This window comes from Gimesia fumaroli (assembly GCF_007754425.1).
GTDB lineage: Bacteria > Planctomycetota > Planctomycetia > Planctomycetales > Planctomycetaceae > Gimesia > Gimesia fumaroli.
This window is the reverse complement of the sequence record NZ_CP037452.1, coordinates 1,251,275-1,277,469: the sequence shown is the minus strand read 5'-3', so window position 1 is coordinate 1,277,469 and position 26,195 is coordinate 1,251,275. Positions and strand designations below refer to the sequence as shown.

Genomic DNA, 26,195 nt, shown 5'->3' with positions numbered 1-26,195 from the left:
ATAATGAACTCTTCCTTCACGGGGAGTCTTACGGGTCATCGTTTCAAAAGGATAAATAGAAGTTCCACATATTCCCTCCACCCCATTTTTCTCAGTCAACCTATACTAACCACCGAGAATCTGTTGCAATACTTTAGTACAAGGAAGAAAAACCGAATGACTAAACCAACGGCCATTGAAGCCGCTGGATACTTTGCCAAAATGAAGTCCTATTTTAGTCGTGTAATTTCAATATGAAAGAAGTTTTGTCATGAATATTCAACGAATTTCTGACCTGCCAGCACTGCCGCAACGTCCTGATAATTCGCACAAGGGAACGTTCGGAAAAGTTCTGGTCATCGCCGGAAGTTCGGGAATGAGTGGCGCCGCCTGCCTCGCGGGAATCGGCGCCCTGCGCAGCGGTGCAGGACTCGTCTTTCTCGCGATTCCAGAAACGATTCAATCCATCGTGTCCACAGTCAATCCCTGCTATCTGACGATCCCGCTCACCCTGAATCAGAATTCCCAACTCACAGCCGAATCTGAAACGCAGCTCATCAACCAGATTCCCGGCTTCAATGCCATCGCTATCGGCCCCGGTTGCGGACAACAGGAATGGTTCCGGAAATTAACTTTCAAATTATTTGAAGAAGTCCAGCAAACTTTAATCGTCGACGCCGATGCCCTGAATGCACTTGCCAGTTCAGATAAACGGCTCCCCAACGCAGCAGGCCCGCGGATTCTGACGCCGCACCCCGGCGAGTTCTCACGACTGATCAATAAACCCATTTCGGAAATTGAACAAAATCGAGAAGCCCTGGCAACGACTTTTGCCAAAGAACATGGTGTGACACTCGTCCTGAAAGGTGCACACACTGTGATCACCGATGGCACGCGTCTCGCCATTAATCCTACCGGCAACAGCGGAATGGCAACCGGGGGCAGTGGTGATGTACTCACGGGAATAATGACCGCACTGGTCGGTCAGGGCATGGATACTTTTGAAGCCGCACAACTCGCCGCTTATGTCCACGGACTTGCCGGAGATCTGGCTGCACAAGAAGTGTCTGAAATTGCGATGATCGCCTCGGATCTTCCAGAATTTCTGCCTGAAGCCTGGCTGCAACTCTTCGAGGAATAAACCAGCAGACAGGCGCAGGCCCGCGTAAAATATGCCTGCCCGCTGGTCTTCCTGAACGCTATTCTGATTTCTGTGAAACCGCCTGAGCAACGGGCATTGGATAAACAGGGGCCTTGGCATCCGGCTTTCGTTTCAGCAATTCAGACAATTGAAAACTGAAATACTTCTGATTCGCAGCCGGCTCCCCGTCTGTGCTGGCATTCGCTACCCAAAGCTTGGTCGATTTGGGCTCGAACAATACGTTATGCAGATTCGATTTCATCGCCACCGGACGGCTCATCAATTCAATTGCCGACTCCGCCGTAAAGGAACCGTAACCATCCTTTACGCGTTTCGAAAGTTCCTTATAACGATCGCCGGCTGATAACAGAGCCGCGTCCTTCACCGGATTGGGAAGCAGTGGATGCGATTCGCCGGGCTGAATCAGTTCCATTTTTTCCCAGCTCGTCGCCATACCAACCGACCGATTCGTTTTACCGTCGGCAATCACGTAATAATATTCACACGTCCGATAGTTATCGCGAAAGACGGCAATTGCTTCATCAAGATTCTTGGACGTCTCCAGCACTTCTCGTACGAGAAATGCCATCGGCACTCCAGACCAGTGCCCCAGTCCGCGGCCCCCCATTTCGCCAATCGAAACGGATTCCATATTCATACCGGTCACCGATCCGATGAAACCGGCATAAGAAACATTCACAAAAGGAATGCCTCCCTTGGGCTCCGCCACGACCAGCACGGCATGATCCTGTAAACCCCAGTCACACGCGTAATCTAACACGCGACCGTGATACAGTGTCCCATTCTTCGTCGCGGAATTCGCAATCGAAAATCCGCTGCAGTGAAACATCTCCGGAATAAAATTGGTTGCCCGTACATCTTCATAGGCAATCTCGGCCCCGTCAGCCAGACCCCGCATTTCATCGACATACTTTTGAGGCGTGTAAGGCTTTTGAATTTGAATCACCGTCTCAATTGCCTGGCGCGGTTTCAATTTCACCAGCCCCAGATCAACCAGTGTGGTCTCCCCCTTCTCGTTCAACAGATTATACATGTTCTTCCGCACATGTTCCTTTAACAGAACGCCCTGCTGATAGCCCATTTCATAATGGGTCCCTTTGAGGTGCAGTACGAAATATCCGTCAATTTTCTCCAGCCAGCCCTCACCACAACGTGCAATCGTTTGCGCGGAAGCCGTCACCGGCGACAGGCAAACCACAACCAAAAGGATTAATATAGACAATCCTGAAAAATGGCGCTGACTACGAAGCATGAGAGATTTCCTTTTAAGTCACCAGAACGATAGATAGTAGAGAAATGAAGTGATCCCAGTTCAACCCGAATTCGACGTTGATATACGCATTCACTGCAAGCTTCAGAGACAGCCCTTAAGAATCAAAACGGCTGACTTCTTGTCGTAAACCATCGGGATGCCTATTATGACATAACAAATCGCAGATACAAAATCAATTTCCCTCGTGAACATAAAAAATGAACATAAACACACATTTCATCTTCACCTGACAATTCAGCTCTGCTTGGCCTTGCATTTGTCTACCCGAATGTGTGAAGATTGACGACACGAAGACCTGAAGTTACTGTAGATACCTCACGCATTTTGTCCCGGTTTCAAGAAACTCTTTTGAAACCGTTTCGTGTCTTCAAAATTGTATTTTACGTCTCTTCATCAGCTCTTTGTTAGCATTCTCTATGTTTCGAGTCCTAGGCAACACTGTAGTCCGCTATTGGCAAATCTTTCTGGTATGCTGGGTTCTGGCATTAATTGGAATTTCCTATGCCGCGCCCGAGTGGTCTTCTGTAGTACAAAATGGTGAATTCGCGTTTCTGCCGGGCGACTCCCCCAGTTTACAGGGTGAAAAACTCTTCAAACGCGCCTTCCCCGACGACCTGCTCGCCAGCAGCATTGTGATCGTCGTCCGCCGTGAACATGGCGACCAGGGGTTAATGCCCAAAGATCTCAAATTCATTGAGGAAAAACTCAAACCAAAACTCGAAGAGATTGCCCATCCGGAGGAGTATCAGGACAAAACGCAGTCGGATCAGAAAGAAGGCCAGGCAACAAAAGAAGAGACGTCTGACCAAAAGCAGAATCCCTCCAACATCTCGCGCATCCGCACTTATACCGATAAAACCATCGGCGATCTGCTGCAGAGTGAAGATAACAAAGCCTCTCTGGTGATTGTCGAACTCTCGACAGAATTTCTCGATCAAAGTAACGGCAAGACAGTCGAAAGTATCGAGAACCTCATCCAGCATGACGATGAGTTCAAAAAGTCGATTGAACCCGGCCTGGATATCGCACTTAGCGGCATCGCCACCGTTGGCCGCGATATGATTCGGGCTGCCAATCAGAGCGCGGAAGCAACTGAACTCTGGACCGTACTCCTGGTCATTCTCCTTCTGATCATTATTTACCGTGCCCCGATTCTTGCTTTGATCCCGTTATTTACGGTCTTCGTTTCCGTCAAAATTGCACTCTCCGTTCTTGCGATCCTGGGAGACTGGGGCATCGTCGGGCTCTTCTCAGGCATCGAGGTCTATGTCACCGTCATTCTCTATGGTGCCGGCGTCGACTATTGTCTGTTTCTGATTGCCCGCCATCGGGAAGAACTTGATAAAGAATGCACATTCAAGGAAGCCATTTCCAACTCCATCGCCACCGTCGGTTCTGCTCTGGCCGCCAGTGCCGGCACTACAATGTGCGGCATCGGCATGATGGTTTTTGCTGAGTTCGGCAAATTCCAACAGGCGGGCGTCGCTATGGCTCTCAGTCTGTCGTTTGTGTTGCTTGCCTCACTCACACTTTCCCCGGCCCTGCTCTGTCTCGCCGGACGATTGGCCTATTGGCCCCAAACGTTCTCGGAACGCGTGGCAATTTCTGCTGGCTGGTTGACGCCGTCCAGCGTCATGGCTCGACTCATGCAACGAAACTGGACCGGCTCCATCTGGGATTCTGTCTCACTGGCGCTACTCAAAAGCCCTGGTAAAATCTGGCTCTCGACATTCCTGGTTCTGTTTCCCTTCGCTCTGATCAGCCTCGCCTGTTATGGAAATTTGAGTTATGGCCTGCTCTCAGAACTCCCCAGCGAAGACCCCAGTGTCATAGGCACCAAAGCCGTTCAGGGACACTACCCGGCGGGCGCTACAGGTCCATTGACCCTGTTGTTCAAAAATCCGCAGATCAACTTCTCGGATGCGGAAGGCCGCGCCGCCATTGAAGGTCTCACGGACGATTTACTGAAACAGAAAGACGAACTCGGCATTGCCGATATCCGCAATATGACCAAACCCTTCGGCATTGGCGCAGCCGATGAGATGGAAAAAGCCAAAGATCTGCGCGGGCTGGCAAAGATCAGAGCCATCAGCCGGATCAAACTCATCAAAAACTACTATGTCAGTTCAGAACCTGATGACGAAGAAAATCAAAACCATGTGACGCGCATGGATCTCATCCTTGAAAAAGATCCCTTCTCGCATGACAGTATGAAACAGCTGGAACGCGTCAAGAAAGCCGTCAAAAAATCACTCCCCCCGGAATTGCAGGATAACAGCGAACTCTTTTATATTGGTGCCACTGCCAGCATCAGTGACCTGAAAAACGTCACCGATCAGGACCAGGCACGTATCGATATTCTCGTCCTGGGTAGCGTCTTCATCATTCTGGTGATCCTGCTCAGACGACCTGCGATTTCCGCGTATCTGATCGTCAGTGTCTTTTTCAGCTACCTGGTCACGCTAGGCATTACCTTCGCCGTCTTCTGGGCACTCGACCCACATAACTTTACCGGCCTCGACTGGAAAGTCCCCATGTTTCTCTTCACAATTCTGATTGCCGTCGGCGAAGATTATAACATCTATCTGATTACCCGTATCGACGAAGAACAGAAAACCAAAGGTCCCGTGGATGGCGTGATCTCTGCATTAAAAAATACCGGCGGCATCATTTCCAGCTGTGGTATCATCATGGCCGGTACGTTTTCTTCGCTGATGGCAGGCACCCTGGTCGGCATGCAGCAGCTCGGCTTTGCCCTCGCCTTCGGCGTTCTGCTCGATACCTTCATCATCCGCCCGATCATCGTACCCGCCTATCTCATCATGCTCTATCGCGGCTACTTCGGCTCCTGGGGCAAATATCTCGGGGCCGCCCAGTTCCTCGAAACCAAACCCAAGCCCGAACTCGACTCACCCCACGTTAAATAGAGAGTATTCAAGCATGTCCCGCGTCGCACTGTTGGCTCAACAACCGCGCGTAGGGGTCGACCCATGTGTCGGCCACGTATGAAGCGTCTTCACCAGGCATACCATTCGAACCCGATACTTGTCCCATCCCAGGCATCATTCCAAACCGCCTCACCAGGCGGGCGGACACATGGGTCCGCACCCTACGAATGGTGCCGGTGCCAACAGCACCATTTCGTATCTTTCGTGGTAGCAAAAAATAGCGTGGCACTGTTGGCTTGCCAACAGTGAAACTGAAAACCCGATCTTGACGCCGCCTACTGCCTCGTATGAACAATCAATTCCGGCAGCGCCGCGGAACGGGAATCACGCACCGGCGGATTATCGGCAGGCCGAAACGTAAACACCGCCGAGAACTTCGGCTGGTTCGTATAATTCCGGGTCGCTGCATGAAACGTTCGGCAGTGAAAAAATAACACATCGCCCGGATGCAATTCTGCAGCGACACTCGTATCAATCAACTCCTGATTCTCAGGCACATCGGGCCGTAGAAAAATCCGCTCGTCCAGTTGATCGGGCTTGAATTCCATCCGATGCGTTCCGGGGATCACTTTCAAACAGCCGTTATCCAGATTTTCCTCACCCAGCGCCACCCAGACACTGATTAGCTCTTTGCGTTCAAACGACCAGAACCGGATATCCTGATGCCACAATGTATCGCTGCTGAACTCAGGCTGCTTGGTCATTACACAATTATGATGCGCCAGCGGCATCACATAATCGGGTCCCAGCAACTGAGCCAGTCGTCCCACCAGCGCCGGATGATTGATCAGGTCGGTAAAGCACATCCCGCGACTGTGCGCCTGCTTGAGCCGCCGCACCGTTTCCCCCCCCATCACATTTCGTGAAGGGGGCGAACCCGGGTATTCCACATCGGCTTCATACTCCACCGGCTCCACGACCCGCGACAACCCGTCTTTCGTCGTCGCCAGCATCTCCTGCCTGAGCGACTCAGGGCAAAGATTCCGCAGAATCAGATAGCCGTCTTGCTCGAATTTCGCAAATTCCTCCGACGTCAACCGGTCATTCGTAACAGACTGTGATGAAGAAGCCATAGTTCTCAAGCTCTAATCAAAAAGGACTTCAGTCGGCACTCAATTAAAGAACGCAATTACCGATCCGACTTACAGGCATATCATACAATTCGAGATCTGAAATTTAAAGTAGCGAAATCCTCTAAACTCGGGTTCTTCCCGGGCAAAGAATCGTTGGGAGGGCTCCAAATTGGAGTAAATTAAGCATCAAATTCAATCATCGGTGACTCGACCCGTCCGCCCCAGAATTTCGTAATCGCTGCAAACCGGGATCCCTTCGCCAGAAAGTCATAACGCTTTTTGTCGGCCTCAACCTCATAGACGTAGCGTACACTCATTCGCCCGGGAGGGAGTTGAATCGTCCAGTCATGTTCTCTGGCCGGTGGTAGTTTGTCAGGCGTTTCCAGATCAAAGGCAATTCGGCCACCGGGGCGAAGCACAAATTCATCCAAAGGCGTGATCGAAAGATACGCTGTTCTCCATTCCGCAACTTTTTCGCCCGCCGCATCAAGGAATTGCAAACCTGTCACCTCAGGATAAGGCAGCAACAGCCGCTCGCTGCTGGAAGAAAACGCGAGCCGAAAAACAGGAGGCCGTTGACCAGCGTCGACCGCTTCCAGAGATAGTTCAAAATTCGATTCCATGTATTGGGATTTCTCCTGTTAAACTTTACTTGAGACTGCATGAAAATTTGCAATAGGCTTCACATACAGGTAAGAAAAAATAAACGATCAATTTCCATCTTGATCTTCGTGCGCATCAACGGGACGTTTACTCGACCAAGATGCCTTGACTCGATCTGTCGATTTCATCAACAAAAATACGGGGCCATAAAACAGAATATAAAATACAAATCCGAAAACAGCCGCAAACCCAGGTAGCGGATTGTCAACCTGCCCTTCCTCTACGGTCCCCCATGTCATGAGCAGCAGTATCCCCCAGAAAGCGATGCTCCCCAGGAGAAAGCCGAGATCGCTCCAGACCGCCATCAGAATCAGCGGCACCGCCAGTAAAGACACCCCCAGCCAAATTTGATTCGCCTTCAAATAAGACAGCACAACCGGCGGCACAACAGCGAGTAACAGCAGCACAAAACCGGTACGCGACGAAATCTGTCGTTGATTGGAATCATTCATCTTACACCACTTTTTAAGATTTCACGAATCTGGTCCAGATACCGATTATCAACGGCATTCAGCGTAATCATTTCCTGAAGTGAGATCCAATACAATTCAAACAAAATCGGCTCCAAACTGCCATCACCGGGTGTCTGCTCTGCATACCGCCAGCGGTCCTGACGCTCCCCATCATATTCCAGATGATAAAACCAGCCGTTGATCGTTTCCAGTTTCCCAAACGGCGTCAGGTCCACTGTTTCATTTGCGATAAAGGATCGAATCGAAAGTGATCCCAGTCCGGTCTCTTCGCGGGCTTCTCGCAATGCTGCCGCTTCCGGAGTCTCGCCCGGCTCGATCGTGCCTCCCGGAATTTGTGTGCCCGCGTTCGGAAAATCCACATGGTCAAATACCAGCAGATGCCCCCCGTTTGTAATATATGTAAAGACGCGGTTGCGGTAAATCATTTCATTGTCCCGGCGGGGTGGCACTGGTGGCTTGCCACCAGTGAAAAGTAGTGGGGTGATCCCTCACATCAATTGTCCCGATTCACAATCAGCTGCAGGCCAGGCTGCGGATTGTTGATCGGCTCTTTCAGAAAATCCGGCTTGAGAACGATGTCCGCCAACTGCTCCCGTGGAAACCAGGCAAACACTTCCTCATACTCCGCTGGATTCCCATTCAATTCTCCCCCGTTCCAGGCGACTTCATAAATCGTACAAAGTTCATGAAAGCGCGTGCCGTCCAGGTCAAAGAAATTCTCCACGATAACTGTCGGCCGGATCACCTCAAACCCCGGTCCGATCTCTTCAGTTAATTCCCGGTGCAGCGCGGCGTGAGAGTCTTCATTCGTTTTAATCCGTCCCCCTGGCAGAAACCACCAGTCATGCCCCCGAGGTCGGCACAACAGCACCTCCGTCCCACGCGTGACAATCGCCGCCACACGCAGATTGACGCAATAGCCATTCAGATCAACAGTGATGTCGGTCATGGAAATCACTTCTTCTTTCGAGGCTGCACTTTCACCCAGCCGGTCTCTTCAAAAATACACCACCCATGATACTCAATCACGTTTCCCTTGCGTATCCGGGCTTCGATCCAGGAGAAACCGTTTTCGTCAAGCTCATGGATTCGTGAAGAATACTTTCGTTGAATCAACTGCTTCATGAAGCGGACACAACTGGCATGCACAGTAAATTTCGGGTTATCCCATTCCTCAGGCAGACTGACAAACCGTACCCGATCATTCACTTTTAACTGTTTGGGATCAGGCATCACTTCGTCTCAGTAGTCAATCTCAAAGTGCCAGTCTAGCTTCTGCTCTGCTGCCAGACTAAGGAGCCGCTGACACTCAAGCAAATCTTCTTGAACCCCCTCAGACTGTCCTGCCGGATGCGTCAGCAAGGCGGAAACAGTGGTCAATCCATCCTCAGCCGAGAATTGCTGAAGCTCTGGTAACTCGATGTCGTCCATGTCAGCGTCTTCTCCTTCAAGAAAAGCAGCCGCCTCTTCGGCATCAATACTGAAAAAATCAGACAAGGGACGTACGCCTTGCTCTCTTGCAGCCTGATCCAGCGCATCAATCGAGCGGGAAAGTGCTTTCCCATCTATGAATGTATCAACCCCATCAATGTCTCGTTCCAACACAATGAAAAATGCAGCCCCCATCAGAGTTCCCTCTAATCTATTCAAGTCAATATTACTCTATAGTACTCAGGTACCTGAAAATGTTTTCGGTCATCGACGAATCAATATCTCACTCCGAAAGCAGTTTGATCACATGCTTCCAGCCAAAAATGCGGGCCAGATCCAAGGCCGTATCGCCGTCCGGGGTTTTTAAATTTTTATCAGCGCCATGCTTCAGCAGGATTTTGACAATCGTCGCATTGCCTGCCAGTGCATCACGGTGCAGCATCGTCCAGCCATCTTCGTCGGTTGCATGCAACATCTCTTTCGACTCTTTCAGCGACTCTTTGAGTGATTCTCCCATGTTGATACTCATCGGATGCTCAATTTTGGCTCGACGTCGTTCTTCGGGATCAATGACCGACTTCTTGCCAAACAGACCCAGGAAGCCCGCTGTCTGTTTAGGCTCGACATAAACCACTTCAATCTCTTCCGGATCGCCGAAATCCAGCCCCCAGGCCTGATCGTGCTCTTTCCTCTCTCGAGGAGACATTCGCGAACGGAGCAGGTTCACGGTATACGCACCATAAACTTTGCCTTGGATTGAAAACATCCAGTCGCTGATTTCGGACACGGGTTCACAAACCGGATCACCGGCACTGATATTCGTCAGCCACGCCGGCGAATTGAGCAGGGTTCCCATAAGTTCTTTGCCGTCACATTGAATTTCGCTGACCCACATATGCTCGGTATCAGGATCGCCGGGCGCGACGTCCAAATCAGTAAAGGGGACTTTGACCGCAGCCAGATCCAGCCCGGGAATGATGCGACGGTATTCCCACGACATCTCCCGCCAGAAATAGCGAAACGTTTTTCGTGCCTGTTTGCTGGCGGCTTCCATCTCCGGGTCATCGCCTTGATTCATCACGATATTATCTTCGTTACTCATAGCCCGTTCCTTTGCTGGGAAATCAAGATGTCTATTCAGGTCCGGCTCCCATTATGACAGGACACATTTGTGGACCTCAAGCAGGAATCAGACTTTCTGTCCGTAACTCAACAGAAAAGGAATTCAAGGGAAAGCTGGCGCACAGCACAAACAATGTACTTTGTGGAAACATCGCGAGGTGCGCTCTTACCAGAGTGCCTGACTGGCACTTGCGAATCAAAAAACCTATCGCCGATACGTCCCGACCGATTTCCCATTCGCCAGAAACGTCACCGTGCCACCCTGCACGTTTACATCGACGGCTTTGACCTCAGCGTCAATCTTAGCGACTGGTTTGCCATCCACTTTCAATTCCTGGGGCGCCACCACGATTTTGTAACCGGCGGTATCAATCATCGCCGTATCTCCTGAAAACCGGGTTTGTAAAGACCAGGCATCCGAGCGTGCCTGCACCGAACGACCGTTGGCCAGTCGACCGCTGGCCGATCCTCCGAAATCGGCTCCCTGGATCAACACTCCTGCCACAAAGACCATCAACGTCAAACAAAAAACAATGATGCCTCGGATAAACCAGCCAGACTTCTGAAAACTCACTGACATCTCGACCTCCCTGTGAAAATGAGTGACTCGCCGGGGGTGCACAATAAGCCATCCCCGAAAATCAGTCAATCACAGTTCGAACAACGTGCCCTGACCTCGGTGTTTCAGTCCCCCCAGGTGATCAAACGCTCGTACGTCCTCCTATAACTCGTCCGGCGACTCCCGCTCCCAACGTAGAAGTTCTTTCCGAAACCGATGCGCTTCCCGCTCACTGGTTGTGTAGCCAGGTCGATAATTCAAATGTGTCACGATCTCGGTACGACACCATACCCCCCGTTCACAGAATCCATAGGCTTCGATCAGGCGATCACACCGGCACCCATCAGTATAAAATTCAAACCTCGGAGGCAGTTTCCAGAAATGACTTTGAATCATCAACACTCTCTTCCGGTAGTTCGTGCGCTATGGGAAACCTCACTCCCTGCTGCCAGGTAAGTAACAGGCAAGGACCATCTTTCCCTTGCCAGTTTGCAAGGAGGGAATCACACACCGGACACCGAAGAGGTGGCTGCGGGACATAGCTATCAAATAAACTCACAGGCTCTAATCATAATAAAACGAGAACAAAACACTCAGTACAAAAACTCTGTCGGATCAACTCTCTCTTGTCGGTATCGACCATGACACGATTGGCGTTCTGAAAGTTCATTCCCGCATCAGTCACGTATGCGATAAAACGCGAATGCGTTCTCCGAAAAGACTCTCCCAGCCGCTTCTGCTCCCAGAGTTTCCGCAACGAGCAAAAAATCCTCATCCTCATAAGGCCGCGGTGCGCGGGTGGAAGGCACATCGGTGCCAAACATCAGAGCTTCGGGATTAGCAGAGTACAAATCCTTTAACGCGCCCCGCACATCAAAATCGACCCGACCAAAACCGGTTGCCTTCACACGCACTCCCTGTTCTGCCAGGCGCAGTAATGTCGAAAACCCCACCTGTGACAATCCCAGATGATCAATGCTCACCGCAGGTAAGGCTGACAGAGTCTGTTCCAGTTCATCCAGTTCCCGCGAATCAACATAGAGTTCCACATTCCAACCGGCAAGCTCATAAACCCGCTGCGCCATCCGATCTAACTGCGACAGCTCTTCTGAACCGCCCCGCTTCAGATTGAACCGCAGGGCACGTACACCGGCAGAGTCAAGCTCCTGCAGTTCTGCATCTGTCACCGTAGCCGGCACCTGGGTGACTCCCACATAACCAGGACCGAGCTTCTTAAGGGCATCGATCAGATACGTCTGGTCAAACGCCTGAAACGAACCCGACACGACGGCTCCGCCACTCAAATTATAATCCTGCATCCGTCGCGAGTAATCTTCAACCGTAAACGGCTCCGGCAGATATCCCTGATTGGGAACCAGCGGAAAGCGATCATCAATGATATGAAAGTGGGTATCGAATAAGGGAAACGTTCCGATCATTTTTTTCGTCCCTGACACTCAAACCGAAATCTCATGCACCAGCAGTCCTTCCTCCATTAAAGGCACCTGCGCCACGACTTCTCCGCCGGGATCAATCACCGCCGTCGGTCCGTAGGAAATCTGTCCGTCCCGTTCGCCGGTCACGTCGGAGGAAAGCAGCCAGAGCCCCGTTTCCCGCGCTCGTTCTGCGCGAATCGCGTTGTGTTTCTCTTTCCACGTTTCCGCATTTTCCGGATGCAGCATATTGTAACAGGGACAGACCACCAGCGCCGCTCCCTGGTTCGCAACCGCCGCCGCACGCTCTGAAAACTGAAGATCAAAACAGATATTAATCCCGAACCGCAGCCCGTTCACTTCAAAAACTGGCGTCTCCGTGCCTGCTGCAAACAGTCGCTCACCCGCAGCCAGCTGATTCTTACGATAGTGGCCCAGCAGTATTCCTCGCTTCACAACCACCGCCGTGATATACAGACTCTCTTCTACCTTTTCGATCATTCCAATCACCAGCGTCGGGTGAATCGGCTTGAGCTTTTCGAGAATCTCGGAAAACTGAACTGATGCCAGATCAATGGCCCGCCGCCGTGCCTGCCGTTCGTCCACAACATAACCCTGCAGATAACATTCGGAAAAGCAAACGAGCGCCGCCCCCTGCTCCGCGGCATGCGTTGCCTGGTCGATAATCTCTTCCAGAGATCGCTCAAGATCATCCTGCACATCAAACAACTGACAGGCGGCAACGGTGAATTGTTTTTTCATGTTTTACCAGTCAAAAAAGTGAAACGGGACAGGCTAAAAAGAAAGGCAACACACAGTATACCATCTCGAATCAAATAGTCTTACTAAATTCCTGCACGATTCGCCATTGTTCTCGACTTAGCCGTACCAGAGGCCGTTTGCTTTGAATGAATTGAAGTGCCGCTTCGGGAGTCTTCGAATGCCCTGTGTAGATCAATAATGCTAAAGCAAAGACCCCCGTACGACCATGGCCTTCCGCACAATGAATCAAAAGTGGCCCCTCAAGCGCCGCCGTTTTCTCAATCCAGATTCGCAGATCCTCCACAGTGGGAACTGCGCGATCCAGCACGGGAAAGCAATCATAACCGCCCGATCGCAACGCCTCTGGCTCACTGAATTCACAGGTTAAATCAATCACATGTTCGATTTGTTCCGGCAGCTCATTTGACAAGAGTCGCCGACTGATGAAAATCGTTTCTGTCAGCGCATTGATTGCCGGTTCCGGCCTGACAAGCCTCAGCAAATACCAGATGCCATTCAAATACAACAGATACGGCAGCAGAATCAACCGATTCAGCGGTGCAAGCAGGCCGCGCTCCGATTTCCCAAACACACGCGGCCCCAGATAAAAATAGCCCGCCGCCACGACCCCAAAACTAAACGCCGGCCACAGCAGCAGCCACCACCACCCCTGGTGGATTACCGCAGTCGCCGTCAACAAAAATGCGATCGCTAGAATCAGAAAACCAAAGTTCATAAATCTATCCGTCCGCCGATCATCAACTCCCATTCTGTTAAGACGCTCTAAGAAAAGTCCTTTCAGAATGCGCTCTTCCTCAAACATTTTATTCATAAATCATACTCGGACTAATCGGATCCTTGATCATCTAAGTATTTCCAGGGCAAAAGTCCACGCTGCTTTGCATAGGGAATTTCATTTCCATCAGAGGCAATCTCATAAAAAGTATTTTTCCGGAATCGATATCGTCTTCCGCAACTCCGGCACTCGAATTCATCTTGAACCGGTGATCCCACATCCTTCCTCATAAATTCCAAACCATACTTATCCTTAGATCCACAACGGCACTTTGGCTGATCACCCACAAACTGATTATGCCAAATCACGATAGCATAGAGTAAGCCAACCGGAGTCCACCCGATAATAGTGCCCCAATAAATTCCCTGCTCAACATCACCACACCAGTTGCCAACTACAGCTCCACAAACGGCACAGACGATAATCCAGGCAGGAAGTAGCTGACAAAAATTCATGCCGAGGTCTCCCAGGCATAACGAATAAAGGTTCCCTTCTCCTCGATCAGAATCTCCTGCCCATTCCATTCACTATCGATCACTTCAATCACTCTGGACTGTGCCCCAGGTCCCCTGCCCAAAAATTGTTCCAGATTATAACTGACGGAACTCGAATACTCGTAATCCTGAAAGGCGATGCCCTCTGTTTGGAATGGAAACTGACCAGACACAAAATGATCTGTTTCTGCAGTCGCACTATAAAATGCCTCCAGATTGTGAAACTGATTCGATTTCGCGATAGCAATCACCAGATACTGTTCCGAACTGATGCACTCAAATTCATAGTGGTCTAGAATCATAATTTTCATTAATGGAGTTCCCCTCCCCTCAGCCGATCCAGTTGCTCAATCACCTCAAACACAAACCGCGTCTTCGTATCATTAAACGGCACGCGATGTCCGATCGTCCTCTCCGCCCAGCCCCGTGCGCTGCCGCCATCCTGATTGAATTCCAATGACATTGCCGTCCAGTCGCAAACCATCTCGATCAAGTCCACGTCGGTCATCTCATTCGGGTCAGCATGGAATTCGGGATGGTGCCGATTGTTGGTCAGATGATGCCGGATGGCGCGCTGCACCGCTTCTTCCATCCCGTCGGGATAGGTGAAGGGAAGATTCCGCCAGCGACAGCGATGAAATTCCGTCAGCCAGATATAAGGCACCCGTTCCTCAGGTCCAAACTTGGAAGCATCATGCACCTTCGCCCGTTCGATCAATTCCGCGCCACACTCCCTCTCCGCAGCCAGTAAGGTCAGGCATCCACGAACCCGCTCGATATGCTCTCTCGTCCGGCGTTCATAAAACGTAATCATTTCCGGCGTTGGATCGGTCAAGGATTTCTCTTTTATAACTTATGATCAACTGATGACGAGTTCGCAATTTGACTTCGGCTGCAACGTTCATACTACATACCAAACATGGAAATATCAGCATGTTTTCTGGATCAGATTGCATTTTCAATGGATCATGCGGTTTGCGTATCTGCGACCTCAATGCCATGACTCGTGACGCACTAAGACTCCAACTGCTCCAGCCACTTGGAAAACCACTCAGCAGGCAACTGGACTTTCGAAAAATCCAGGCTCTGCAACTCTTCCAGGGAGTAGGAATTATCCAGATTCATTTGCCATTGCATGTGCAGATCGAAGGCGACGTCGGCGACTGCGGGGTCGATCGGGTTTTCAAAGTCGAACTGGGCCATGTGAAAGTTGTCGGCCCACCAGGCAATTTCCTGATGCGTATAGGGCGACTTCTCCCCCTCCAGCGCGCCGCGCAATACCTGAATCAGCGATTCTTTCGTCAGCGGTAGATCAATAACACCACAATTCGTTTCCGTCCATGAGCCGACATACTGATTTCGTCCGGGCCGCTTGGGATCGGGTTGAAAATTGTCACTGGACATCCCGGAATGGCCTCGACGTAGAATCAGATTGGTGTATTCGACAATACAGGTTTAACGTCCGAACCGCCGCTTATGGCAGTTCGGTAGCTCCCATCAGATAGCGATCGCATTCACGGGCAGCGCCGCGGCCTTCGTTGATCGCCCAGACGATCAGACTCTGACCTCGGCGGCAGTCGCCGGCAGCGAACACGCCTTCGATATTGGTCGTGTACTGCTCATGCTCGGCTTTGAAGTTCGAGCGGGCATCTGTTTCCAGGTTGAGCTGCTCACTGATGATGTGCTCGGGGCCTAAGAAACCAAGTGCCAGGAAGACCAGATCGCATTCAAGTTCCTGTTCCGAACCGGGAACCACGCTGAACGGAGGGCCGTTCTCGACCGGTTTGGACCAGTCGACTTCGCAGACCTTGATGGCCCGCAGGTTGCCTTGACCGTCGCCAACAAATTCGACCGTCGACATCTGGAACATCCGCGGATCTTTCCCTAAGACAGCAGCCGCTTCTTCATGACCGTAGTCCACACGGAAAATTTTCGGCCATTGAGGCCAGGGGTTGTTCGCTGCTCGTTCATTGGGAGGCTGCGGCACAATTTCCAGGTTGATCACACTCTCACATTTCTGTCGCAGTGCAGTCCCCAGACAGTCATTCCCCGTATCACCACCGCCGATGACGACAACTTTCTTGCCTTCAGCATTGATGAAATTTTCCACGGGTGAATTCTGATAGTGCGTGTTTTCCAGGCCGGATTCCAACAGGCTTTTGGTATTCTTTGACAGATATTCCATCGCGAAATGCACGCCTTTGAGATCACGTCCGGGAATCGGCAGATCGCGGGGCTTCGTGGCTCCGGTGCAGAGCACGACGGCATCGAAGTCCTTCATCAACTGGTCGGCTGTGATGTCCACGCCGATCGAAGTATTCGTGATAAACTCGACCCCTTCATCGGCCAGCAGATCCACGCGACGTTGCACAATCCACTTTTCCAGCTTCATGTTGGGAATCCCGTACATCAACAGGCCGCCAATCCGGTCGTCACGTTCGTACACGGTAACACTGTGACCGGCATTATTGAGCTGAGCGGCAGCTGCCAGACCAGCGGGACCGGAACCAACAACGGCGACTTTCTTGCCGGTGCGGACTTCGGGAGGATTCGCCACGACCCAGCCCTGATCGAAGGCGTGATCGATAATCGAATTCTCAATGTTTTTGATTGTTACGGGTGGCTCATGAATCCCCAGTACGCAGGCCCCTTCGCAGGGAGCCGGGCAGACGCGGCCGGTGAACTCGGGGAAGTTATTGGTCTTGTGCAGACTGTCAATCGCTTCCTGCCAGCGACCGTTATAGATGTGGTCGTTCCATTCCGGAATCAGGTTATTGATCGGGCAGCCCGACGCCATGCCGGCCAGCGTTTTTCCGGTATGACAAAAAGGAATGCCGCAATCCATGCAACGGGCACCCTGATTTCTGAGTTCGTCATCCGTCAGGTGATCGTGAAATTCGTTCCAGTCAAGAATGCGCAATTCTGGTTTTCTGTCAGCACCCAGTTCTCGCGGAAATTCCATAAAGCCCGTTGGCTTACCCATAGTTCTATCTCACTCTTAAAAATGTGTTAGCTCTTGATTCTGATGAAGAAATCTTGTCTCGGAAAGACGTTCCTGCCGCCCGGATCGGGTCAGACAGGAACGATTTGTTTTGCTAGACGCTGGCAGCTGCTTCTGCCTCTTCAGCTGCCATTTCCAGCAAAGCCCGTTTGTAATCCACAGGCATGACTTTCTTGAACAACTCAAGCTCGGCGTCCCAGTTATCGATGATCGACTTGGCGACAGTCGAACCGGTAAACTTACGATGATTGTCAATCAGCGTTTTCAGTTCGGCGATATCTTCCGCCTCTTCCACTTGTTCCAGTTCAACAGTTTCCAGGTTGCAGTTTTGAAGCAGCAATCCTTCGGGATCGTAGACATAAGCCACACCACCCGACATCCCGGCTGCAAAGTTTCTGCCGGTTTCTCCCAGAATCACAGCACGACCGCCGGTCATGTATTCACAACCATGATCGCCGATGCCTTCGACGACAGCTTTCGCTCCCGAGTTTCTCACACAGAAACGTTCGGCTGCCTGACCGCGAATGTAAACGTCCCCTTCGGTCGCACCATAGAGGTTCACGTTACCAACGATAATGTTGTCTTCCGGCTCGAAGGTAGAACCTTCTGGCGGATAGATAATAATCCGACCGCCACTGAGACCTTTACCGACATAGTCGTTCGCATCACCTTCGTGTTCGATCGTAATCCCGTGTGCCAGCCAGGCCCCCAGACTTTGTCCGGCGGAACCTTTACTGTTGATGTGGATCGTCTCATCAGGCAGCCCCTCCGCCCCATGGTGCTTCGAAACTTCATGACTGAGCATCGTGCCGAAAGTACGATCTGTATTCTTCAGTTTCACATCCACCACGACCGACTCACGATTCTTTATCGCAGGCTGACACTGATCGATGAGCACGTTATCCAGAACGACTTCCAGACCATGCTGTTGATCCTGAGTACAATAGGTGCCCACATTCGGATGCGGTTTTTCAGCCAGTTTCAGAATTGGTGTCAGGTCGAGGTGCTTCGCTTTCCAGTGTGCGATGCCCTCATCCAGCTGCAGCACGTCGCTACGGCCCACCATTTCGTCCATGGTGCGGAAGCCCAGTTCTGCCATCAGTTCGCGGGCCTCTTCTGCCAACAGGAAGAAGTAATTCACCACGTGTTCCGGCTGACCGGCAAACTTCTTGCGGAGTTCCGGATTCTGAGTCGCAATTCCCACAGGACAGGTATTGAGATGACACTTCCGCATCATGATACAGCCCATCGTAATCAGCGGACCGGTTGAGAACCCGAATTCTTCGGCTCCCAACAGACAGCCAACCACAATATCACGGCCCGTTTTCAACTGACCATCAGTCTGCAATCGGACTCGGCTGCGGAGATCGTTCATCACCAGAGTCTGGTGCGTTTCGGAAATCCCCAGTTCCCAAGGCAGGCCGGCATGCTTGACGCTGGTCAAAGGAGAAGCCCCTGTACCACCGGACGCACCCGAGATCAGAATATTATCTGCATGACCTTTGGCTACACCTGAGGCAATCGTACCCACGCCGACTTCGGAAACCAGCTTGACGCTGATCCGTGCGGAGGGGTTCGTATTCTTCAAGTCGTAGATCAACTGCGACAAGTCTTCAATCGAATAAATGTCGTGGTGCGGAGGCGGACTGATCAACCCCACGCCCGGAGTCGAGTGACGGACCGAGGCAATGATCTTATTGACCTTATGCCCGGGCAATTCACCCCCTTCTCCCGGCTTGGCACCTTGAGAAATCTTGATCTGCAGTTCATCAGCGTTGGTCAGATACCAACTTGTTACACCAAAACGCCCGGAAGCGATCTGCTTGATGGCAGACCGTTTGGAGTCGCCATTGTCCAATGGCTTGAAGCGCGAATAATCTTCGCCCCCTTCACCGGTATTACTCTTGCCGCCTAGACGATTCATGGCAACCGCCAGTGCTTCATGCGATTCGGCTGAGATCGAACCGTAGCTCATCGCACCGGTACAGAAACGTTTGACGATTTCGGTAACTGGTTCGACTTCGTCCAGCGGAATCGATTCGCGTTGCTTAAATTTCAACAAACCACGCAGGTGACATTCGCGCGTCGTCTGCTCGTTAACGGCTTTGGCAAACTGCTTGTAGGCACTCTTGTCACCCGAACTGGCAGCTGCCTGCAGATTGGCGATATTTTCCGGAGACCAGGAATGCTTTTCGCCATTGGCGCGCCAATGATACACGCCGGGGTTAGGCAGACCGGGAACGCGATGCTGTTCCCGATGCGGATAACCGATGTCGTGCCGCATTTCGCATTCTTTGGCAACCACATCAAAGCCGATCCCCTTGATTCGGCTGGCAGTACCAGCAAAACAGGTATCGATGATTTCCTTATTCAAACCAACGGCTTCGAAGATCTGGGCGCCCTTATAACTTTGCAGCGTTGAGATGCCCATTTTGGCCATCACTTTCAGCATGCCTTTGCCAACCCCTTTGCGATAAGCGGCGACGATGGAGTCCCGGTCCCACTTGGCAGCATCCAGCTCGCCTGCTTCCAGAGAATGCCAGAGCGCTTCAAATGCCATATACGGATTGATGGCATCAGCACCGTACCCAAACAGCAGACAGTGATGATGCACTTCGCGGGCTTCGCCTGTTTCCAGTACGATTCCGATCTGGGTTCGCTGTTCGTTACGCACCAGATGATGGTGAATGGCACCACAGGAAATCAGTGCCGGCAGACCGATTCGATCCCGGCTCACCGCACGGTCAGACAGTGTGATCAGACTGAATCCGTCAGCAATCGCCTGTGATGCTTCTTCCCGGATTCGATCCAGGGCGGCACGGAAGCCGGCCTCCCCTTCTGACTTGGGATACGTCACATCGATGGTCTTATTTTTCCAGCCACGATAATCCATTGATTTGATCGCAGCCAACTCTTCATTACTGATGATCGGTTCGGGAATCAACAGCCGGTTACACTGCTCTTCCGAAGAATCGAGCAGGTTGCCTTCCGGACCGATGTAGCACTCGAGCGTCATGATGACTTCTTCACGAATCGAATCGATGGCCGGGTTTGTCACCTGGGCAAACAACTGATGGAAGTAATCATATAGCAAGCGAGACTTATCACTCAAACAAGCCAATGCCGCATCGTTGCCCATGGAGCCAATCGGATCTTTCTTGGCTTTGATCAACGGAATCAACATGAACTTCAGAGTTTCGAAAGTAAACCCGAATGCCTGCAAACGAGCGAGCAGCTCAGACGTGGGAACTTCTTCCACTTCATCAGCGGGCGGAAGATCATTCAGATGAATTCGCTGATTCTGCAGCCATTCATGGTAAGGCCGCTTTGTCGCGTACTTTTGCTTGATCTCTTCATCGGGAATCAGGCGCCCTTCTTCAAAGTCAACGAGGAACATTTTCCCCGGTTGCAGGCGGCCTTTTTCTTTGACGATTTTCGGATCAACTTCCAACACGCCGACTTCACTGGCCATGATGACCCGGTCATCGTGAGTGACATAATAACGGCTGGGGCGTAGACCGTTTCGGTCCAGCACAGCGCCGATACACTGACCATCGGTGAAGGAGACAGACGCCGGCCCGTCCCACGGTTCCTGCAGGGCCGAGTGATATTCATAGAAGGCACGCTTCGCGACCGAAATGGAATGATGGTTCTGCCAGGCTTCGGGAATCATCATCATCATGACTTCCGGTAAAGGACGGCCTGACATCAACAGCAGTTCCAACGCATTGTCAAAGTTTCCGGAGTCCGAACAGTGCGGCTCAATGATCGGGAACAACTTCTTCAGATCGGCCCCGAACAGGTCGCTGGACATCATCCCCTGTCGGGCATACATCCAGTTGGCGTTTCCGCGCAATGTATTGATCTCTCCGTTATGAGCCATGAAGCGGCATGGCTGAGCACGGTCCCAACTGGGGAACGTGTTTGTGGAGAAGCGGGAGTGAACCATCGCCAGATGGCTGGTGAAGTCTTCTGCCTGCAAGTCCGGATAGAAGGGCATCACCTGATCGGGAGTGAGCATCCCTTTGTAAACGACGACCTTACTGGAGAGCGAGCAGAAGTAGAACATCAACCCTTGAGGCAGGCTGCCTTCACGCAACTGTCGGCTGGATGACTTCAAAATGATATACAGCTGGCGTTCCAGATGTTCCTGATCAGCGATCTTGCCGTTAGGAGTCGAGATAAAGACCTGCTCCATGTGTGGCATCGCCCGCAGCGCAGAAGGTCCGATGTCGGCCTTTTCCGGGCTGACTGGCAATTCACGCCAGCCCAAGACAACCAGTCCCTGATTCTGAACGGTTTCGGTGACGACCTTTTTACAATGCTCCCGCTGGGCGGCATCGGTCGGTAAAAATACAACCCCCATGCCGTAATTGCCCTGCTCAGGCAGATCCAGACCCAGGTCCTGCTTGACAACCCGGGACAGGAAATCATGCGGAATCGAAACCAGAATTCCGGCACCATCGCCGGTATTTTCTTCGCACCCACATGCCCCACGGTGAGTCATATGACGCAGCATTTCGTCGGCATCCAGCACGATCTGGTGCGAACGCTCGCCTTTAATATGGGCGACAAATCCGACACCACAACTATCGTGCTCGAATTCCGGATCGTACAGCCCGTGAGCTTCCGGTAAACGTCCCACTTGAAAAATGGAGTTGCGTGCTTTGTTTTCGGAATCAATTCCACGTCGAACGGTTCGACTCGTCATCTTACTTCACCATTCAAACTAATGTTTAACTAAATCGATGCCAGTCTGGCATCCTGTTATCGCGAACAGACGTCGCACTCTTGTTTTCCTGTTGGCACCCTGTCCTGGAGAGACAAAGGCCTGACTCTTACCGGCGTTCACCGGAACGTTTTCTGTCAAAGATCTACTATCGATTCTTCTGAGTCGCTTCACTGGAGAGTCTTCTCCTGACTCAGAATCGCTGGATCCATCCGACCAAGAAAAAATACCTGCAGAGAAACAACCGATTTACTCTCGCGCTATCAAAGGACCGAATGAAAACGCATCCCGGTTCGAAGATTTCTCTCCGTCCGATGCATTCACCTCAGCCGATTCTCTGCGAGCGTGAGAGAAATTCGCGGGGTCTTCATGCAAGACTTCTATGAACTTCGATACCACATCGGGCGTCGATTTCTGTTTTCTTTGAATGATTCCAATCGGGCGAAACCATTCGACTTCTTCCAGGTGCACTACTTTCAGTGATTGATCCTGAACTTCTTTCGTCACCGTAGGCAAAGGCAGAATCGCAATGCCGGCTTCTGCTTCCACGGCACGTTTAATGTTTTCAATATTATCAAACTCATGAATCAACTGAACGTGAACACCAGCTTTTCGTAACCAGCGATCTATCTTTTGTCGAACGACTAGTTCTGATGTGAATGCCACAAAGGGCTCATCTTCAATGGCGCTGACCGGACACTGTCCCCGATCTGCCAGCTCATGACTGGGAGGAACCACCAAAACCATCGGCTGTTCCTGCCACAAAATGCTGGTGAGATCTTTGTCCTCCTTCGGAAAGGAGACTAAACCCAGTTCGGCCTGGTTTTCGCAAACCCGCTGGTAGACTTCATCCGGATGCAGGTAATCTAATGTAATCATGACATCCGGATAAAGAAACTGAAAATGCTCTACATAATCGTGCATTTGTGCTAATCCGACTGAGTAAATCGCAGCGATCCTCACTCGGCTTTTGGTTTGACCGACAGCCTGTCGTACGCGCTCTTCAACCTGTTCGAACGACCTTAATAACTGCTGGCAACCATCAAAATAAATCGCACCGGCCGGTGTCAGTTCAAATGGACGCTTGGAACGGTCAATCAGTTGCGCCCCCAGTCGCTTTTCCAGTGCATGCACGGCCTGACTGGCTGCCGACTGGGATACACGACGAACCTCAGCAGCTTTGGAAAAGCTGCCTTGCACGACGACATCACAGAAAAGCTCGGCATTACGCAGATGCATGGAAGTGAAACCTGCCCTATTTATAAGGAAAACTAATAATAGCCGGTTTGAAGTATTTCAAATTCGAATACCGCACAGTGTAGGGATCAAAGGCGCAGGAAGTCAAGCGCACGCCAGATTGAAAATCGCCCCCTGTAAACCTTACGAGAATACTGATTTACGCAAGATCAACATTATTAGATACTTACACAGACACCACTCTCTGAAACGCCAGACCAAAATAACCCGAGCCTTGGAACGATCTGGAATCACCTGATGTGAATAATGAGGAAAAACAGCCTTCCCTGAGCACTTTCTTTAATCCTATCACTAATTTTACACGTTGGCTGTATTAAATTTGCTAATAGTACACAGGAAGCGCGGGCTCAATTCTGTTTTTGAACTATGCTTGTCATAAACTGAGTCGAAATACAGCAGCGAAAAATACAGGAATCTCAAACATCGGACTCAGTTTATGTACAAACACCAATTTAGAAATCTGAAAAGACAAAACGATTCGCAAACCTACTCAACTCGCCCATGCAAAGTTAAGATCAACGTCTGCTACTGCAAATGAATACAGTTGGTCCTGTTCACATCCCGTCTTTGTCTTTCACTCGAACTAAAGGAACTCTGATGAAGAAATCACTCTCATTTCTCACCCTGCTGGCTCTGGCCTTTACCTTTCCGTTACTGACTGGCTGTGGAAAACCGGCAGAACAAGGCGCACAAGAAGCAGGACAGCCCGCCAAACCATTGGGGCCGGCAGAATCAATGCAGGCATTGATCGACGGCGTTAATAACCAGGAGATGCAAGCCGTCTGGAATTTCCTACCTGGCACCTATCAGAAAGATGTGAATGGCCTGGTACATGAGTTTTCCACAAAAATGGATCCGGAAATGTATAACGGCACGTTTCAAACAGGCCAGCGTCTGACCAAGCTGCTGAAAGACAAAAAAGAATACATTCTCAAAAACCCCATGATCCAGGGGCTGCCTGTACCCCAGGAGAAAGTCGAGCAATACTGGGCTCCCACCGTCAACATCCTGTCTGGAATCGTCAACAGCGACATTTCCAGCCTGGATAAACTGAAAAGCTTTGATGGCGGAAAGTTTCTCTCTACCACCGGTAATCAGGTAGCAAAAGATGTGGTTGTTTTCTCGGACCTGATCCCTGTAAAAGAAGGGGAAATGAGTCTCTCCGAAAAGATGAAACAGACCAAAGTCAGCGTTGTTTCCACCGAAGGCGATACCGCGACAATTAAAATCGAAGCGCCTGGCGAAGAGCCGAAAGAACAGGTCATGGTCAAGGTCGAAGAAAAGTGGATTCCTAAAAATCTGGCAGACAAATGGCAATCCCAGATGGAAGACGCCCACAAGAAATTGGCCGAACTCACACCGGAAAAAGTAACCGCTCAGAAAGAACAGACACTGGCGGGACTCAAGAAGACCAATGATGTTCTGGCTCAACTGGAAAGCGCGAAAACCGAGGAAGAATTTAACAAAAAGCTTTCTCCGATCCTCGCACCGGTCGCCATGCTTGCCCCGATGATGATGATGCAGTTAGGTGGTCAGCCAATGATGGGCGGTCCCGGCGGTCCCAGTCTCGGGGACAGCAAACCTGCTGACCCGAACACAATGGTGACCATCGTGATCGCCAAAAAGCTGTCGAATGCAGAGCAAGACCCGATTATTGAGGAACTCCTGCAATCCGCCGACGATTCTGACAACATCAATGTTGTTCCGACCGTTGAAGGAGAAACCACGATCTTCCAGATCTCTCCTGTCGCAGACGTCGAAGGCTTTGCCAAGAAAATCAAATTTGGTAAGGCCACCAAGGTCGATCCCAAAACCCGCTCGATTACCGTGGAACTTAAAAAGTAAACGTTGAGCCCACTGAGTAAGTAAGAACGAAAAAAGGCCACTTCCTGTGAACAATAGGAAGTGGCCTTACGTTTTGCTGGTTTGCGCAGCAATCATTGAATCGTCAAACGGAATCAGGCAGCTTCTGAGAGATCTTCGTCTTCTTCGCCGCAGGCTTCCACTTCGGAATCAAGTTCTTCTTCTTCTTCTTCATAAACGAGATAGTAAATCTCGTTCATCGCTTCTTCCAGATAAGAACGAATATTTTCGCTGTCTGTAGATTCGATTAATGTTTCCAGTTGTGCGACAACACGGTCAACTTCTTCACTGGTGATTTCTTCGAATTGCTCTTCGTTTTCTTCTGACATCGTTACCTCCATGTCCTGTGATAGAATACAATAAGCAGGAAAAGCACGAATGTATTTATCGGTCTTCCAGGCTTAAAGCATTAGCACTGCCCTGTGCAAAAATTACCAGACAAATCAACGAATTCCAAAAATCCGTGATTCGCCTCACGGTTCAATTTTTCAACTGACTCTGTCGGAAAAGAAGCGAAATGCATCATCATTTCTTTTTCTTTTTCGAATCCTTTTTAGCGGTTGTTTTTTTCTTGGTTTTCTTCTTTTTTTTCTCTTTCTTGACGGCCTTGTCACCAAAGATTTGGTCCCATCCCTTCGAGAAATCTTCTGTCGAACCTGTGTGGACCGTATACCCCGTCACGTGAGCTTCCTCCCTTATGAAAAATACAATCGAATCGAGTTTGCGTCTTAGGTAAATTATTTATGAAACCAGAATTTGTAGCAAGCCTAAAAATCGGTGAGCCCATCTTCCAGAAACGGCCTTCAATCAAACTTGACCACTTCCCCCTCGATCGAAAAGCTAGACTCCCGCCATGCAAGAAACACGTAAAACGCCCTGTTATGCGGTCATTTTCACATCAACCCAGACCGATACACAGCAAGGTTACACAGAAATGGCAGCCCGAATGCAGGAACTGGCCCAGCAACAGCCGGGTTTTATTAGAATGGAGTCCGTTCGTTCACCAGAGGGAAAAGGCATTACCATCTCGTACTGGCAAGATTTGCCCTCAATCCGAGGCTGGAAAGAAAACCCGGAACATCAGGAAGCACAACGACTTGGGAAGCAGAAATGGTACCGGGATTTCACCATCGAAATCGCCAAAATTGAATCCGTCTCTCACTTTCCCCAAGACTGA

At 50.8% G+C, this 26,195-nt stretch carries 25 protein-coding genes; 4 read left to right on the top strand and 21 right to left on the bottom strand.

Going from position 1 to position 26,195, the window contains the following annotated elements; genetic code table 11:
- Positions 1 to 250: 250 nt before the first annotated feature.
- A complete protein-coding gene (locus Enr17x_RS05000; RefSeq protein ID WP_145306476.1) occupies positions 251 to 1,120 on the top strand; it encodes an NAD(P)H-hydrate dehydratase in 870 nt (289 codons plus the stop codon).
- A 58-nt stretch (positions 1,121 to 1,178) separates the two neighbouring features.
- Here Enr17x_RS05000 and Enr17x_RS04995 read toward each other — a convergent pair whose 3' ends face one another.
- Positions 1,179 to 2,393 carry a C45 family autoproteolytic acyltransferase/hydolase gene (locus Enr17x_RS04995; RefSeq protein ID WP_145306474.1) on the bottom strand — a complete coding sequence of 405 codons (1,215 nt, stop codon included), beginning with the start codon at positions 2,391 to 2,393 and terminating at the stop codon, positions 1,179 to 1,181.
- 437 nt (positions 2,394 to 2,830) lie between these two features.
- On the opposite strand from Enr17x_RS04995, the gene Enr17x_RS04990 reads away from it, so the two are divergent.
- Positions 2,831 to 5,341 carry an MMPL family transporter gene (locus Enr17x_RS04990; RefSeq protein WP_145306472.1) on the top strand — a complete coding sequence of 837 codons (2,511 nt, stop codon included), beginning with the start codon at positions 2,831 to 2,833 and terminating at the stop codon, positions 5,339 to 5,341.
- Positions 5,342 to 5,637: 296 nt separating this feature from the next.
- Here Enr17x_RS04990 and Enr17x_RS04985 read toward each other — a convergent pair whose 3' ends face one another.
- The 19 genes from Enr17x_RS04985 to Enr17x_RS04895 all read right to left on the bottom strand — a co-directional run bounded on the left by Enr17x_RS04985 (position 5,638) and on the right by Enr17x_RS04895 (position 23,137).
- Positions 5,638 to 6,435, bottom strand: a complete 798-nt coding sequence (locus tag Enr17x_RS04985) for a phytanoyl-CoA dioxygenase family protein (protein ID WP_145306469.1) — start codon at positions 6,433 to 6,435, stop codon at positions 5,638 to 5,640.
- Between the two features lie 179 nt (positions 6,436 to 6,614).
- Positions 6,615 to 7,058, bottom strand: coding sequence for a hypothetical protein (locus Enr17x_RS04980; protein ID WP_145306467.1), 444 nt, complete (start codon positions 7,056 to 7,058; stop codon positions 6,615 to 6,617).
- 87 nt (positions 7,059 to 7,145) lie between these two features.
- The gene (locus Enr17x_RS04975; protein ID WP_145306465.1) at positions 7,146 to 7,550 is read right to left on the bottom strand and encodes a hypothetical protein; all 405 of its coding nucleotides are present in this window, start codon (positions 7,548 to 7,550) and stop codon (positions 7,146 to 7,148) included.
- Complete coding sequence (locus Enr17x_RS04970; RefSeq protein WP_145306463.1) at positions 7,547 to 7,996, bottom strand: NUDIX hydrolase; 450 nt, start codon at positions 7,994 to 7,996, stop codon at positions 7,547 to 7,549. The genes Enr17x_RS04975 and Enr17x_RS04970 overlap by 4 nt, the downstream gene beginning before the upstream one ends.
- Before the next feature lie 68 nt (positions 7,997 to 8,064).
- On the bottom strand, positions 8,065 to 8,520 hold the full coding sequence (locus tag Enr17x_RS04965; RefSeq protein ID WP_145306461.1) for an NUDIX hydrolase: 456 nt from the start codon (positions 8,518 to 8,520) through the stop codon (positions 8,065 to 8,067).
- A gap of 5 nt (positions 8,521 to 8,525) precedes the next feature.
- Positions 8,526 to 8,804, bottom strand: a complete 279-nt coding sequence (locus tag Enr17x_RS04960) for a hypothetical protein (protein ID WP_145306459.1) — start codon at positions 8,802 to 8,804, stop codon at positions 8,526 to 8,528.
- A gap of 9 nt (positions 8,805 to 8,813) precedes the next feature.
- Positions 8,814 to 9,197: a hypothetical protein gene (locus Enr17x_RS04955; RefSeq protein WP_145306457.1), complete on the bottom strand. Its 384-nt coding sequence runs from the start codon at positions 9,195 to 9,197 to the stop codon at positions 8,814 to 8,816.
- An 88-nt stretch (positions 9,198 to 9,285) separates the two neighbouring features.
- On the bottom strand, positions 9,286 to 10,104 hold the full coding sequence (locus tag Enr17x_RS04950; RefSeq protein ID WP_198000973.1) for a DUF2314 domain-containing protein: 819 nt from the start codon (positions 10,102 to 10,104) through the stop codon (positions 9,286 to 9,288).
- Positions 10,105 to 10,329: 225 nt separating this feature from the next.
- The gene (locus Enr17x_RS04945; protein ID WP_145306455.1) at positions 10,330 to 10,704 is read right to left on the bottom strand and encodes a hypothetical protein; all 375 of its coding nucleotides are present in this window, start codon (positions 10,702 to 10,704) and stop codon (positions 10,330 to 10,332) included.
- Between the two features lie 656 nt (positions 10,705 to 11,360).
- On the bottom strand, positions 11,361 to 12,122 hold the full coding sequence (locus Enr17x_RS04940) for an amidohydrolase family protein (RefSeq protein ID WP_145306453.1): 762 nt from the start codon (positions 12,120 to 12,122) through the stop codon (positions 11,361 to 11,363).
- An 18-nt stretch (positions 12,123 to 12,140) separates the two neighbouring features.
- On the bottom strand, positions 12,141 to 12,878 hold the full coding sequence (locus Enr17x_RS04935; RefSeq protein WP_145306451.1) for a carbon-nitrogen hydrolase family protein: 738 nt from the start codon (positions 12,876 to 12,878) through the stop codon (positions 12,141 to 12,143).
- 70 nt (positions 12,879 to 12,948) lie between these two features.
- Positions 12,949 to 13,614 (bottom strand): dual specificity protein phosphatase family protein, encoded by a 666-nt coding sequence (locus Enr17x_RS04930; RefSeq protein WP_198000972.1) that lies wholly within the window; start codon positions 13,612 to 13,614, stop codon positions 12,949 to 12,951.
- A 110-nt stretch (positions 13,615 to 13,724) separates the two neighbouring features.
- Positions 13,725 to 14,129, bottom strand: a complete 405-nt coding sequence (locus Enr17x_RS04925; protein WP_145306447.1) for a hypothetical protein — start codon at positions 14,127 to 14,129, stop codon at positions 13,725 to 13,727.
- Positions 14,126 to 14,479, bottom strand: a complete 354-nt coding sequence (locus Enr17x_RS04920; RefSeq protein WP_145306445.1) for a hypothetical protein — start codon at positions 14,477 to 14,479, stop codon at positions 14,126 to 14,128. Before Enr17x_RS04920 ends, Enr17x_RS04925 begins: the two co-directional genes overlap by 4 nt.
- On the bottom strand, positions 14,479 to 15,003 hold the full coding sequence (locus Enr17x_RS04915; protein ID WP_232100952.1) for a DUF5662 family protein: 525 nt from the start codon (positions 15,001 to 15,003) through the stop codon (positions 14,479 to 14,481). Before Enr17x_RS04915 ends, Enr17x_RS04920 begins: the two co-directional genes overlap by 1 nt.
- A 179-nt stretch (positions 15,004 to 15,182) precedes the next feature.
- Positions 15,183 to 15,572, bottom strand: a complete 390-nt coding sequence (locus Enr17x_RS04910; RefSeq protein WP_145306443.1) for a hypothetical protein — start codon at positions 15,570 to 15,572, stop codon at positions 15,183 to 15,185.
- A gap of 70 nt (positions 15,573 to 15,642) precedes the next feature.
- Positions 15,643 to 17,151 (bottom strand): glutamate synthase subunit beta, encoded by a 1,509-nt coding sequence (locus Enr17x_RS04905; RefSeq protein ID WP_145306441.1) that lies wholly within the window; start codon positions 17,149 to 17,151, stop codon positions 15,643 to 15,645.
- Positions 17,152 to 17,263: 112 nt separating this feature from the next.
- Positions 17,264 to 21,880: a glutamate synthase large subunit gene (gltB, locus tag Enr17x_RS04900; RefSeq protein WP_198000971.1), complete on the bottom strand. Its 4,617-nt coding sequence runs from the start codon at positions 21,878 to 21,880 to the stop codon at positions 17,264 to 17,266.
- Positions 21,881 to 22,147: 267 nt separating this feature from the next.
- A complete protein-coding gene (locus tag Enr17x_RS04895) occupies positions 22,148 to 23,137 on the bottom strand; it encodes a LysR family transcriptional regulator (RefSeq protein ID WP_145306439.1) in 990 nt (329 codons plus the stop codon).
- 615 nt (positions 23,138 to 23,752) lie between these two features.
- Here Enr17x_RS04895 and Enr17x_RS04890 point away from each other — a divergent pair.
- Positions 23,753 to 25,000, top strand: coding sequence for a hypothetical protein (locus Enr17x_RS04890; protein ID WP_145306437.1), 1,248 nt, complete (start codon positions 23,753 to 23,755; stop codon positions 24,998 to 25,000).
- Between the two features lie 113 nt (positions 25,001 to 25,113).
- On the opposite strand, the gene Enr17x_RS04885 is transcribed toward Enr17x_RS04890, so the two are convergent.
- Positions 25,114 to 25,347 carry a hypothetical protein gene (locus tag Enr17x_RS04885; RefSeq protein WP_145306435.1) on the bottom strand — a complete coding sequence of 78 codons (234 nt, stop codon included), beginning with the start codon at positions 25,345 to 25,347 and terminating at the stop codon, positions 25,114 to 25,116.
- Between the two features lie 524 nt (positions 25,348 to 25,871).
- Here Enr17x_RS04885 and Enr17x_RS04880 point away from each other — a divergent pair.
- Positions 25,872 to 26,195, top strand: a complete 324-nt coding sequence (locus tag Enr17x_RS04880) for an antibiotic biosynthesis monooxygenase family protein (protein ID WP_145306433.1) — start codon at positions 25,872 to 25,874, stop codon at positions 26,193 to 26,195.